The sequence below is a fragment of the Parapontixanthobacter aurantiacus genome, from assembly GCF_009827635.1.
In the GTDB taxonomy this organism is placed as follows: domain Bacteria; phylum Pseudomonadota; class Alphaproteobacteria; order Sphingomonadales; family Sphingomonadaceae; genus Parapontixanthobacter; species Parapontixanthobacter aurantiacus.
Genome location: NZ_WTYW01000001.1, coordinates 22451 through 35696 on the forward strand (window position 1 = coordinate 22451; position 13246 = coordinate 35696).

Below are 13246 nucleotides of genomic sequence, written 5' to 3' on the forward strand. Positions count from 1 at the left end.
CACGAATGCGCATGACCGTGCATATGGCGCACCGTAAGTCCATTGTCAGATTATGCAAAGCCCATCGGGATTTCACAGGATATTCGGTCGCCAGCGATTTGTTGAAAACGAAAGCTCCCGTTGTTTTCCTGCATTGAACTCCTCCGTTTGAGCGTTGTCATAAACAGCGACGAGTTCGCGGCCTTGCTGGCTCGGTCTAACACAGGGCGGCTCTCTGTTTCTCGGCACAAACCGGCACTTTGTCCATTGTCTCAGCGAGGAAAAAGGAAGGGCGCAGCAGGCGCTTTCCCGCTGCGTCCGGGAAGGATGGCAGATGGACAATGCACAAAATCGCCGCAACCGGATGGTGGAAAGCCAGATAGAAGCTCGCGGAATAACCGATCCCGACATTCTGGACGCGTTCCGCACGGTGCCGAGGGAAAACTTCGTGCCCGACAACCTCTCCGAATTCGCCTACGACGATGGTCCTCTGCCTATCGGCGACGACCAGACGATCTCGCAGCCCTATATCGTTGCCTCGATGATCGAAGCGGCGGAAATCGAACCCTCTGACCGGGTTCTCGAAGTGGGGGCGGGCTCCGGCTACGCCGCGGCCGTCATGTCGCGCATCGCGGAAGAGATCTTCGCCGTCGAACGTTTCGAAAAACTCGCCCGCACCGCGCGGGAAAGGATAAGTGCACTCGGCTATGACAATTGCACCATCATCACAGGCGACGGTATGCAGGGTCTTGAGGAAGAAGCGCCTTTCGATGCCATCCTGGTTGCCGCGCGTATCGAGGATGTGCCCGCCGCACTGAAGCAGCAACTTGCCATAGGGGGACGTCTGATAATCCCCGTGGGCGACGAAGATCTCCAGCAGCTCACGTGTATCACCCGCAAGCAGACAGACGAATGGGAAACGCGCGAGATTGCGCCCGTGCGCTTCGTGCCGCTCCTCCCCGGTTCCGTGGCCGAGGACGGTTCGCGCGCAGCCAGCAATCATGAGGCTTCGTCCAGTCTTACAACGCCGGAACTTCTGGCTGAAACAGGCGAGCAGCTGAAAGGTATCGACGATGCTGGTTTCGCCGCTGCTTTCGATCGCTTTGCGGACAGGCGCGTGGTGATGCTGGGGGAGGCAAGCCACGGGACGGAAGAGTTCTACCGCGCCCGCGCCGCGATCACGCGCCGTTTCGTCGAGAAGCACGGCTTCACCATCGTCGCGGTGGAGGGCGACTGGCCCGATGCCGCTGCCTACGACCGGCTGATCCGGAACAAACCCGCAAGCAGAAGAAGTCGGCAGCCGTTCCAGCGCTTCCCCACGTGGATGTGGCGTAACACCGTCATGCCGGGTCTCCTGCGGGACCTGAAGGCGGTCAACGCGGAGAAATCTCCTGAAATGCAGGCCGGCTTCTACGGCCTCGACATCTACAACATGCACGCCTCGATCAATGCCATCCTGGCCTATCTCGACGAGAATGACCCGGAGGCGGCCGAAGTTGCGCGCGAGCGCTACGGATGCCTTACTCCCTGGCAGGCAGACCCTGCCACCTATGGCCGGGCGGCCATGCGTTCGGGGTTTGCCGAATGCGAGCAACCCGTCATCGAGCAATGCCGGGAACTGCTCGAAAAGGCGCTCGAGATGGATGGCGCAAGCTTCGATGCGGCCATGAACGCGCGGCTGGTCGCCTCGGCAGAACGCTATTACCGCATAATGTACTATGGCGGTGCCGAGAGCTGGAACCTGCGGGACAGCCATATGGCGGAAACGCTGGAATACCTGCTGCAGCAACGCGGACCCGGTGCAAAGGCCCTGGTCTGGGCGCACAACAGCCATATCGGGGATGCCCGCGCGACCGAAATGGGGCGGGTGCGCTCGGAGCACAACATCGGCCAGCTCGCGCGCGAGAAATGGGGCGACGAAGTCGCTCTCATCGGCTTCGGGACACACGACGGGACAGTAACTGCCGCCAGCGACTGGGACGGCGAACACGAGACGATGACCGTCAATCCCTCGCGCCGCGACAGCTACGAGAGGCTTTGCCACGATAGCGGGAAGTCACCGATGCTGCTCGATTTCAAGGCCGCTTCGGTAGTTGCCCAGCGCCTTGCGAAGCCTCGGCTGGAACGCTTCATCGGGGTTATCTATCGCCCCGAGACTGAGCGGTGGAGTCACTACGCCGAGGCGGTCCTTCCTCAGCAGTTCGACGCTTATTGCTGGTTCGACAGAACACGTGCCTTGCAGCCGCTTGCGGAGTACGAGCCCCGCGGGGAAAGTGCAGACGACCTGTATCCCTTTGGCCTCTAGCACTAAGTTCGAACATGGGCGGTTAGCGCAACTCCTTCCGGCGATGCACTTGGCACGAATAGTAGCTTATCATTCCGCCGCAGTGCGCGAGATTGTCGTGGGGTTGCGCTGCACCCGCGTCCGGCATGAAGGTCGCGCATCCGCATCATCCAAAAAGGGTCCGCTTGTGCCAACTGATCGTCTGCTGGGGACAGTTTTCGGGCTCGTAAGACTTGTCAATAGCCGACGTGGAGCGGTTTGCCCGCGATCGAGCGATCGCTCTTTTCGATCATAATAAGTCTGCGGTGACTGCCGTATACCCTACGTAAGCGGCCACAAGGACGAAGCCTTCGGGCCGAGAGAGCTTTCCGCCGGTAAACGCGAAGAGCATGACGATCACGGAAACAGCCAGGAGCACCAACAGGTCGAACTGAAGTATGCTGCCCGGAATTTGAGTCGGGGCGACGATTCCGGTCACTCCTCCGATGAAGAGCACGTTGTAGATGTTCGAGCCGAGAACGTTGCCCAGCGCTATCTCACCTTGACGTTTGATGGCGGCAATGGCGGATGTGACAAGTTCCGGCAGGGACGTGCCCACGGCCACGACCGTCAGGCCGATAACCTCGTCAGACACGCCAAGGCTCGCCGAGATCGCAATAGCTGCATCAACGAGCAAGCTGCCACCCGAGACAATAAGCGCTATTCCAGCGACGAAAAATACGGTGGCGAGCGCAATGGGTCCCCGAAGCTTGGTTTCCGGGATTAGCGCCGGGTCGATCTCTTCGAGGGCCATGGCCTTGTCGTAAATCGCACTATGAGCCGCGCCAGCCTTTTCCTGGCGGAAGGCGAGATAGACGTATGCGAACATGCCGACGACGAGGAGGATACCCGCGCCGCGGGTAAGCCCGATCGTGTATCCTGCGAGGATGAGCAGCAGAGCGCAGACAAGCCCTACTCCGCCGTCGCGCCAGAGGACCCCGCGGGGGACCGCAAAGGGAGAAAGCACAACCGCCAGACCAAGGATGAGAAGTATGTTGGCAATGTTCGAGCCCACTATGTTGCCGAGGGCAATACCCGGCGAGCCAGCCAAGGCAGCTTGGACGCTCGCCGCCAGTTCGGGCATGGAAGTGCCCATCCCGACGATCGTGAGACCGATGAGCATTGGCGAAAGACCAAAGTGTTCGGCAATCCGAACCGCGCCCCTCACCAGCAGCTCTCCCCCGGCGATCAGGAGAACCAGACCGACAGCAAGCACCACGTATGTCATGGCAGGAGGTCCAATGCTATGCGAAGACCGCCGAGCAGGGCTGCAATCGCAGTTGCTAAAGCGGCGCGAGCATTCAGAATACGAGCGCGATTGAGCGCGGTCACGAGGCGGTTCAGATCCGCATGGTTGAAATCTTCGAACTTGCTGACCCTGCGCTGCGGTTTCCCCGCAGCTTGCAGCCAGAACCAGGCTGACAGTACTGCCGCCACGACGATCGTCACGTCCAATGCGTAGATCGCTAGCTCCATCGGAACTCTCCCGAGAAACGGAGTTGCGCGTCGCTTAGAATATTTTTGAATTTCATCTCGAACCTCGTCCGATCAAATGATCTTGAAAAACCACTTGTTCCGACATCGCGATGCAAGGGAAGCTATCGCCAGAGGGGCCCGGTAACCCGTGTCAAATACGACATCCGCCAAGGTTTACAAGTGCTGCTTCGTCGCGCAGTTCCCATTACACGGAAAGTCCGGACGACGGCCTGTGACAACGCCTTCCAGATGGAAAACAAATGAACTTCGAAATTCCTTCAGCCCTTTACACATCCGATGTGTTCGCCTCGGTTTCCCTTATCCTCGTTCTGTTGGCCGCGAGGCTGATCGCGGGCCGCGCCCTGCGGCGGAGAGACAATCTCACGCAGCAGGTTGCGCGCCGCTGGACCGCGATTGTCCGGAACGTGCTCATCCTTGTATTGATGATCGGTCTCGTCATGATCTGGGCACCGCAGCTGCGAACTTTCGCCTTGTCGCTGACAGCGGTCGCAGTTGCGATCGTCGTGGCAACCAAGGAATTGATCCTATGCCTTTCCGGCGCTGCCCTTCGCACGTTTACGCGCGCGTTCTCGGTGGGAGACGTGATCGAGGTAGGCACGACGAAGGGTGAAGTTCTCGATCTCAACCTGCTGGCAACGCGGTTGAAGGAATTCGAAAGTACTGATGGATCGATCGTGCCGACTGGCCGGACGATTACTCTTCCTTACAGCTTGTTGTTCACTCTACCTGCGAAGGTCTTGCCTCGCGCAACAGGGACTATCGAGCATGCCTTCGACATGACCTTCGAGCCTGACGCCGATATCTTCGCCATGAGCAGGGAACTGCTAGATACCGCGGAAATGGCGCTGGCCAAGAACATTGCCGACACCACCATCGCGACTTCCTCAGAAGAACAGCGCGCTCGTTGCCGGATCAACTTCGGGACAAGTGAGATCGGCAAGTATCGTCTCGAGATCACTTTGATCGGTCCGCTGCCCGATCCACAAGGCGCCGAGAATATGGTTGCCTGTGCAATTGGCTCGCTGTTGCATTCGCGGCGAACAATTGCGGCGGAGGTATAGGTTTAATGAGTGCAACATCGCGGCGTGCCAGAAGGTAGCTTTCTAAGCTTCAACCATCGGAACCGGACTGTCTACAAACGGCTTAAATGCGGTCATGTAGTCAAAGTCCGTTCTGAGAATCGTGCGCGCACCTTCGTCAACGCTCCGCAGCCCTACCCTCATACGCCGCTTTCTTCAGTCCGCTTCACGAATAAGCCAGGCATTGCTTTGAGTTCGCGCAAGGTCAAGCAGGTTCCCCATGACCAGGTTCACGTCGATCAGATGCAGCCCCATGTCAGGGTTGATTTCGCCGTCGGTATAGATGTCGCCGGTAATATCGTCGGTCCGCGCGTCGTCCGGGTCGGCCTTTATACGGATCGTCAGATATTGGCCCCGTTCGTTCGATACGCACTCGCCAGTCAACAGGCCAGGGACGGAGGCGAAGGGTGTGTCGATCGTGCGCCCGTCGGTGGTCCATTCGGGGACCGGCCCGCCCATCAGCGCGGCGGTGGTCAGGTACGAATGCAAGAGCGCTTCGCCGCCTGCCGGGGCAGCCGGATTTACGCAGGCGATGGCCATGCCCGGGCGTGATGTAGCGGCATAGTCGTTGACGGGGCCGAGAGTGTTGCGGAAACTGCGATAGGCGACGATGCATCCGGTTTCGCCCATGTCGGTGCAGAGCGGCATGGTCTGGAAATCTCCGCCGACCACCTCGCCTTCGGGAACGAGCACGCTGGTACCGTTGAGGTAAGCGGCCACGATGAGGTTTTGAACTGGTTCGCCGTCGATTTCGGTCTTGATGAGTTGGGTTAGCATGCGCGAGCCCTGCGAGTGGCCGATCAGGATGACACCGCGGCCGTTGTTGTGATTGGCGAGATAGTAGTTCCATGCGTCGACGACGTCGCCATAAGCGGTGCGGAATGCCGGAACGATCTCAGCGCGCGGAATTTGGCCCGACGTACCGCGCAATGTGATCTGCCGGTATTTCGGCGCGTACATCTGGCAGACGTCGGCGAAGCGGGCAAGCTGCTGCTGTACGACGCGGGTCTCTTCAACCCCCGCGTTCCAGTCCGCAGCGGCCAATGCTCGTTGAATATGACTGGTTGATACCGGCACGGATAGCATCCGGCGGCAAGCCGAAGGATGTTTTTGGTGTAAATCCTAACGTCTTCAACATCGCTGCATAAAGAAGGGGCACGGTATTGCGCCGTGCCCCTAAACGCATCGTAGTATTCTTCATTAATAGGGTAGAGCTGCCCCATCGGAATAGGTTTAGTAGGGACGTTTTGGGGAGTTAGCGCATCGAAAAATGGTAGGAAACCGCGACCTCTGACCTTGTTCAACGCAATTATTCGTTTTGAACGAAAAAGAGCGAGAACCCTGCTAATTAGGATTAATCCGGTTGCGGCGGTTGCGCAAACTGTGGATGGTGATTGGCTAACACCACTAAAACCGCACCTGCGCCGATACTGCGGCTGTAACCGAATCGATGTCAGCGAAATGTGCAGTTGCATGTTGGCCCGGCCTTATCTCGTGCACGCCGGTGATTGCACCGCTCGATACCCACCAGCCCGACTGCAGTTCGATGCCGCGCCCGACAAGATTGCGAAGCAGGAAACAAACCGCGCCGAACGGGCCGTCCAGCATCGTCGCCGTAGTCGCTTCTCCGATGGTCCGGCCATCGATATCGAGCGAAACATCTATATCATCGAGGCCGTCCCACTTCTCGGGCGGGACGCATCGCCCAAGCAGAATTCCCGCATTGTTTCCATGGTCCGATACAGTGACGCATGGTCCGTCGGAATTGATGTTGGCATAAGGCGACGACGCAATCTCAACGCCGATACGAACTTCGTCGACCCACGCCATCGCTTCGACCGGAGATGTTGGCAGCGGCTCGTCGAGCACTTTCAGACGAAGCATGAATTCCGCTTCGACGGCGGCGAACCCGCTCTCGAAAATCTGAAAGTCGATCTGCCCATCGCTTTCATATCGAATGGAGTCGGAAAAAATGGGGCCGACCAATCTATCGGCGCCGAGGCTTTTGCTTTGCGGCGGATTTATCTTCCCGACTTTCCAACCGCCGACCTCTTTCTCCCACAGATCGAGAGCGCAATCTTGAATTTCGTAAGCTGCAGAAAGCGTGGTCGGTCGCTCCCCCGGATACGACGCGATGCAACCGCCATTCTTGCGAGCTTCTACGAAAGCGCCTGCAATCGTTTTCGCGCCATTCATCGGATTATTCCCCTGCCCTTCCATTATTCGAACAGTGTTTGACGCATTTGGACACCGGTGTCAAAAGGTAATGCCCGAAGGGAAAGTGGGTGATTGGGAGGTCTTCGCAATCGGTACACAGTGTTCTATCGACCCCTGAGCCAACAGCGTAATTGGATGAACATGCCCGAAGCCAACCACAAACCGACGATCAACGATGTCGCACGCGTCGCGGGTGTTTCGAAGAAGACCGTCAGCAGGGTCATCAATCGATCCCCGCTACTCAAACCGGAAACTCGCACGAAGGTCGAGGATGTCATCGCCTCGCTGGGCTACCGACCCAATATGCAGGCGCGCGCCCTCGCCATGGGCAGAAACTTTCTGCTCGGACTTCTTCACGACAATCCGAATGCGCAGACGGTGCTGAACTTCCAGTTCGGAGTTCTCGATGCGATCCGCGACACGGAATTTGCCCTCGTCGTCCGCCCGGTCGATCGACGTTCTCCGCGCATGCTCGATGACATACGATCGTTTCTCGAAGTGCAGCGTCTTTACGGCGTGCTGATCCTTCCGCCGATTTCCGAAAACGACGACCTGGCGAATCTGTGCCGCGAGATGGGCTGCGGCTACGTCCGCATGGGTTCGGCGCAACTCGATGATGACGAACATCTGGTTCAGTCGAACGATCGCGAATGTGTCGAGAATGTCATCGATCATCTCGTCGAGCAGGGGCATCGCCGCATTGCGATAATCCAGGGTCCTGAAGGATTCCGTTCCGCACAAGAAAGGTGGGAAGGTTTCTCGGCCGCGATGCACAGGCATGGCCTCGACGTTCCCGCGGACGCAATCGCCCGAGGCAACTATCGCTTCGATTCAGGTATCGCCGCTGCCGAAAAGCTGCTGGAGGGAAGTTTCCGTCCTACGGCTATCTTCGCCAGCAATGACGAAATGGCCGCCGGCGCATTCCACATGGCGCGATCGCGCGGTATCGATGTGCCAAGCGAACTGTCGATTGTCGGGTTCGACGACTCTCCCATCGCCGCTCACATCTGGCCTCCCATGACGACGGTCGGGTGGCCCATTCGGGAAATGGCAAAGGCTGCCGCGCTCAAACTGATTGACCCGTCCGAGGCCGAAGCGAAGCAGTCCATCTTTCCCGCGCGGTTGGTACGTCGCAGTTCGGTGGCTCCGCCCCAGCGCGATTGAGCTACGGTTGCAATTCGAGGCGATTGCGTGAATAACGCCGATGACACCGGTTTCCGCGAAACACGAATCGCGTGGTTGCAAGCCAGACCGTTCGCTGACCGGACAAAGACATAGCAAGGAGCTTTCCATGAAAATCGCCCTCATCAACGAGAATAGCCAAGCAGCAAAGAACGGCATCATTCACGATGCGCTGACCACGGTCGTCGAGCCTCTGGGTCACGAAGTTCACAATTATGGCATGTATACTGCCGAGGACGAGGCACAGGTGACCTATCCGATGGTAGGGCTGCTGACGGGCATTCTGTTGAATTCGGGTGCTGCCGACTTCGTGGTGACCGGCTGCGGTACCGGTACCGGTTCGATGCTGGCCGCAAATGCGATGCCGGGCGTATTCTGCGGGCTCGTGATCGATCCCACCGATGCCTTTCTTTTCGCGCAGATCAACGACGGGAACGCGATCGCGATGCCATATGCGAAAGGATTCGGCTGGGCTGCGGAACTGAACTTGCAGGACTGCTATCGCAAATTGTTCGAAGGCACGCCGGGCGAAGGCTATCCCAAGGAGCGTGCGCAGATCATGGCGAAGAACCGCGGCGTTCTCTCGGATCTGAAGTCAAAAACATGCCATGACATGCTGACGGTGCTCAAGAACGTCGATCAGGATCTGCTGAAGAGTGCGATCGCCGGCGAGAAATTTAAGGACCTGTTCTACGAGAACTCGAAGGACGAGGAAATCAGCGACTATCTTCGCACCCTTTGATCGTTATCGGGAAGGCAGCATATGTCCGAAGGAACTTTCGATCTGACCGGCCGGGTTGCCATGGTGACCGGGGCTAATACCGGAATTGGGCAGGGTATCACGGTTGCACTAGCGAATGCTGGTGCCGACGTAGCTCTGGTTGCGCGGCGTGATCCATCCGAAACGCGCGAAATGGTCGAGAAGGCGGGGCGTCGTGCGCATGTGGTCATGGCCGACCTGTCCTCCATCGAACCTTGCGCGCGGGTCGTGGAGGAAACGGTCGAGGCTCTCGGCAGCCTCGACATTCTCGTGAACAACGCCGGCATCATTCGTCGCGAGGATGCGCTCGACTTCTCCGAAAAGGACTGGGATGCGGTGATGGACGTGAACCTCAAGGTTCTGTTCTTCCTCAGCCAGGCCGCTGCCCGGCATATGACCGGCTGGGCGAGCCAGGGGGGGCGTCGTGGAAAGATCATCAACATCGCTTCCATGCTGACTTTCCAGGGAGGAATTCGGGTTCCAAGCTATACCGCTTCGAAGAGCGGAGTCGGCGGGTTGACGAAGCTGATGGCGAATGAATGGGCACCCAAGGGCATCAATGTGAACGCTATTGCGCCCGGTTATATCGCCACCAACAATACGGCAGCGTTGCAGGCTGACGAAACGCGCAACCGGCAGATAATGGAGCGTATTCCCGAAGGGCGCTGGGGCGACCCGGCCGATATCGGTGGGGCAGCAGTCTTTCTTGCCAGCCGCGCCGCCGATTACGTGCAGGGCCATATCCTCGCCGTCGATGGCGGGTGGCTGGCACGATGAGCGTTCCGGCGGGGACGGGGCCCGTCGTCTGTTTTGGTGAAATGCTCTTACGGATGTCGCCTTGTGCCGGCACACCATTGTCGCGTGCCGACGCACTCGATCTCGTCGTCGGCGGAGCGGAGGCGAATGTCGCGATTGCCTTGGCCGGTTTGGGCGTTCCGACCCGTATGCTGAGCGTCGTTCCGGACAATCCTCTTGGACATCGCGCTTTGGCGGCTCTGGGAGAGGCCGGTGTGGATCGCGTCGCCGTCACGACGAAAACTGGCCGCATGGGGGTGTATTTTTTTGAACCGCCGACCGGTCCAATCGCTGGCAGGGTGACGTATGACCGCGCCGACAGCGCGTTCGTTCGAAGCTTGCCGCAGGAACTGAAATTCTCGCAGGCCTTGGAAAATGCCTCCTTGCTTCACTTATCGGGCATCACGCCCGCTCTCGGCAAAGCCGGCGTGGCTCTTGCCGATGCGGCTGTCGCTGCTGCGAAAGAAGCAGGAATACCGATCTGCTTCGACGGGAATTACCGGGCCAATCTGTGGGACGCGTGGGATTGCGAACCGCGTGCGATCCTGACCGAACTGGTGCAAGAGGCAACCATTCTGATCGGCAATCACCGCGACATATCTCTTCTGCTCGGCAAAACATTTTCAGGCGAAGGCTCTGAGCGCCGCCGCGAAGCTGCAGAGGCGGCATTCGACCGGTTTCGATCCTTGCAACTGATTGCCTCCACTGCGCGCCGTGTCGAAAGCGGTACCGTCAACGGCTTGGCCGCACGGGTCGATCTCAGGGAATCCGCCTGGCAAACTGACGAAGTCCGGATCGATCCGATCGTCGATCGCATCGGAACTGGAGACGCTTTCGCCGCTGGCGTCTTGCTCCGCTGGTTGGAAGGCGGCTCGGCTCAGGACATGGCGGAGACCGGATTGGCCTTGGCAGTCATGAAGCATGGAATACCGGGAGATTCGATTGCCGTGACGCGAAATGACCTCGATCAGTTCGACTTCGGGGGGAGCGATGTCCGCCGGTAACGGAGTAACGCGCCGAGGCATGATCGCCGGCGGACTGACCGGGTCCATGCTGCTGGCGGCACCCGCTTTTGGCGCGCCTCGCGATCCTCGGGTACTGACCTACCAAGGTTTCATCGATCGCGGGACGCCGGCTTTTCTGGGCATTCGATATGCCCGAGCGAAGCGATTTGCCCTTCCGGAGCGCGAACCGGTCCCCATGACTACGACCGATGCAACGTCGTTCGGTCCGCTGGCTCCGCAGCGTGGCCAGCCGGTAAGCGCCGTCAGTGAGGACTGTCACTTTCTCAACATCTGGCTGCCCGACCCCCGTCCGGGCGCAAAAAAGCCGGTTATGGTCTATTTTCACGGCGGGGCATACAATGGTGGTTCGGTGACCGACCCCGTGACGCAAGGGCCATACCTTGCAGCCCAAGGCGATGTCGTGGTTGTGACCGTCAACCACCGCCTCAACGTCCTCGGATACGGCTGGCTGCAACCGTTCGGCGAACAATTCAGACACACCGGCAACCTGGGGCAACTCGATCTAATCGTAGCCCTGGAATGGGTGCGCGATCATATTGCCGCGTTCGGAGGCGATCCGAACCGCGTGATGGTCTTCGGTCAGTCGGGGGGCGGTGCGAAAATCGCCACGCTCATGGGGATGCCCGAGGCTGACGGACTTTTCCATTCTGCCGCGACGATGAGCGGTCAGCAGGTAACCGCACAGGGTCCGGGCAATGCATGGAAACGGATGCAGGCTTTCATGGCTCAAACGGGCGCGAAAGATGCCGAAGCGTTGGAGTCCATGCCGCTCGAGGAAATGGTCGAGGGGCTTTCGGCAATCGATCCGGTTCTTGGTGGAAGCCTTTATTTCGGGCCTGTGCTGGACATGGTCCATCTCCATCGTCATCCGTTTTGGCCGAACGCTGCCCCGCAATCGCTTCATATCCCGATGATCCTCGGGAATACGACCGACGAGACGCGTGCGTTCATCTCGCCTGACGGACCGGTCGTGACAGGTTTGGACTGGTCGAACATCGCCGAGCGTCTCGGCCCTCAAATCAAGATCGATCTAAGACCCGATTGGGTCGTTAAGCAGTATCGCGAACATTTTCCTGACTGGAGCGCTGAAGAAATTTTCTATGCGGCGAGCACGGATGGACGCAGCTGGCCTGGCCAGTTCATCGAAGCCGACGAACGCGCACGGGCAGGTGCAGGCGATACCTGGGTTTATCAACTGGACCGAGAATCTCCGATCGATCCGCAACGCGGTGCAGCACATACCGATGACCTTCCCTATGTTTTCGGAACGCTCGGCGCAGAAGGAAGCTTTTCGGGGACCGGAAAGCGCGCACGCGAAATTTCGGCAGCCATGATCCGGGCATTTTCCGGATTGGCGCGCGGCGGTAGGCCGGGTCTGTCAAATTGGCTGCCGTACCGACTACCGGAGCGTCAAACTCTGATGATCGAAGAGGACCGCTTCGCGATGGCAAGCGATCCGCGCGGTTGGCAGCGCGAGATGTGGTCAACCGCGCCTTATATCCAACCGGGAATTTGATGATGAAAAGACTGTATCTCGCCTCCTTTGCCGCATTGGCCGCGATGTCGGCAACACCGCTACAGGCGCAGTCCGGACCGCCATCTTCCGTAATTGCGACCGAGACCAGCACGGTCGAAGGCATCAACAAAATCATCATGGTCGGCGATTCCACGACAGCGACCGGGAATGGTTGGGGGTCGATGTTTTGCGCCCATCACACCACGCATCCGACCGCTTGCCTCAATCTTGCCCGGAATGGACGCAGTAGCGGATCGTACCGTGCGGAGGGGTTGTGGGACGTGGCACTCGCCGAGATGCGGGTGGAAGGTTACAATCGGACTTTCGTCTTCATCGGCTTCGGTCACAACGATCAACCCGGCAAGCCGGGTCGCTCGACCGATCTTGAGACCGAGTTCCCGGCGAACATGCAACGCTATGTTGCGGAAGCGAGAGAGGCAGGGGCTGTTCCGATACTTTTCACCCCGCTTACGCGCCGGTTGTTCGATGAGGGGGAGGTCGCGCGCGATCTCGATCCTTGGGCTGAGGCTATACGAAAGATCGGCCGCGAAACCGGGACGCCGGTGATAGACCTGAACGAAAACAGCCGCGAAATCGTTCAGGCGCTCGGTCCGTCGGTGCAGAATTTGATGGCGGAACGACCCCCGAGCGCAGAGGTAGCGGCAGCTGCGGCGATCGACGGTGAGACGTTGCCTTCCGAAACTGGCCAGGCTCCCCTCGTGCGTTCTCCCGAAGGACTGCGCGTCGCACGGATGAATTCCCGTTTCGACTACACCCATTTGGGCGAATATGGCGGTAAGCTGTTCGCTGCGGTCGTTGCGGGTGAAGTAGTACGGCAAGTGCCGGAAATACGTAAACTTATTCGGCCCTAGA

Annotated in this window: 12 protein-coding genes; 9 read left to right on the forward strand and 3 right to left on the reverse strand. The window is 58.9% G+C overall.

What is annotated here, in order from left to right; translation table 11 throughout:
- Positions 1–313 precede the first annotated feature (313 nt).
- Positions 314–2284, forward strand: coding sequence for a protein-L-isoaspartate(D-aspartate) O-methyltransferase (locus GRI38_RS00115; protein WP_160681018.1), 1971 nt, complete (start codon positions 314–316; stop codon positions 2282–2284).
- Positions 2285–2552: 268 nt separating this feature from the next.
- On the opposite strand, the gene GRI38_RS00120 is transcribed toward GRI38_RS00115, so the two are convergent.
- Positions 2553–3530, reverse strand: a complete 978-nt coding sequence (locus GRI38_RS00120; RefSeq protein WP_160681019.1) for a calcium/sodium antiporter — start codon at positions 3528–3530, stop codon at positions 2553–2555.
- Positions 3527–3778, reverse strand: coding sequence for a hypothetical protein (locus tag GRI38_RS00125; RefSeq protein ID WP_160681020.1), 252 nt, complete (start codon positions 3776–3778; stop codon positions 3527–3529). Before GRI38_RS00125 ends, GRI38_RS00120 begins: the two co-directional genes overlap by 4 nt.
- Positions 3779–4038: 260 nt before the next feature.
- Between GRI38_RS00125 and GRI38_RS00130 the strand changes: the two genes are divergently transcribed.
- Positions 4039–4860, forward strand: coding sequence for a mechanosensitive ion channel domain-containing protein (locus GRI38_RS00130; protein ID WP_160681021.1), 822 nt, complete (start codon positions 4039–4041; stop codon positions 4858–4860).
- Between the two features lie 174 nt (positions 4861–5034).
- On the opposite strand, the gene GRI38_RS00135 is transcribed toward GRI38_RS00130, so the two are convergent.
- Positions 5035–5964: a DUF3089 domain-containing protein gene (locus GRI38_RS00135; protein WP_419880252.1), complete on the reverse strand. Its 930-nt coding sequence runs from the start codon at positions 5962–5964 to the stop codon at positions 5035–5037.
- Between the two features lie 210 nt (positions 5965–6174).
- Here GRI38_RS00135 and GRI38_RS00140 point away from each other — a divergent pair, with 210 nt between their 5' ends.
- From GRI38_RS00140 to GRI38_RS00170, 7 genes are all read left to right on the forward strand, one after another.
- Positions 6175–7116, forward strand: a complete 942-nt coding sequence (locus tag GRI38_RS00140) for a hypothetical protein (protein WP_237487285.1) — start codon at positions 6175–6177, stop codon at positions 7114–7116.
- Positions 7117–7230: 114 nt separating this feature from the next.
- Complete coding sequence (locus GRI38_RS00145; protein WP_419880253.1) at positions 7231–8259, forward strand: LacI family DNA-binding transcriptional regulator; 1029 nt, start codon at positions 7231–7233, stop codon at positions 8257–8259.
- Between the two features lie 127 nt (positions 8260–8386).
- Entirely contained in the window at positions 8387–9019 is a 633-nt protein-coding gene (locus tag GRI38_RS00150) for an RpiB/LacA/LacB family sugar-phosphate isomerase (RefSeq protein WP_160681024.1), read from the forward strand.
- A gap of 21 nt (positions 9020–9040) precedes the next feature.
- A complete protein-coding gene (gene kduD, locus GRI38_RS00155; protein WP_160681025.1) occupies positions 9041–9814 on the forward strand; it encodes a 2-dehydro-3-deoxy-D-gluconate 5-dehydrogenase KduD in 774 nt (257 codons plus the stop codon).
- On the forward strand, positions 9811–10836 hold the full coding sequence (locus GRI38_RS00160) for a sugar kinase (RefSeq protein WP_160681026.1): 1026 nt from the start codon (positions 9811–9813) through the stop codon (positions 10834–10836). The genes kduD and GRI38_RS00160 overlap by 4 nt, the downstream gene beginning before the upstream one ends.
- Positions 10823–12373, forward strand: coding sequence for a carboxylesterase/lipase family protein (locus GRI38_RS00165; RefSeq protein ID WP_160681027.1), 1551 nt, complete (start codon positions 10823–10825; stop codon positions 12371–12373). Before GRI38_RS00160 ends, GRI38_RS00165 begins: the two co-directional genes overlap by 14 nt.
- Positions 12373–13245, forward strand: coding sequence for a rhamnogalacturonan acetylesterase (locus GRI38_RS00170; protein WP_237487287.1), 873 nt, complete (start codon positions 12373–12375; stop codon positions 13243–13245). Before GRI38_RS00165 ends, GRI38_RS00170 begins: the two co-directional genes overlap by 1 nt.
- The last annotated feature ends 1 nt before the right edge of the window (position 13246 follow it).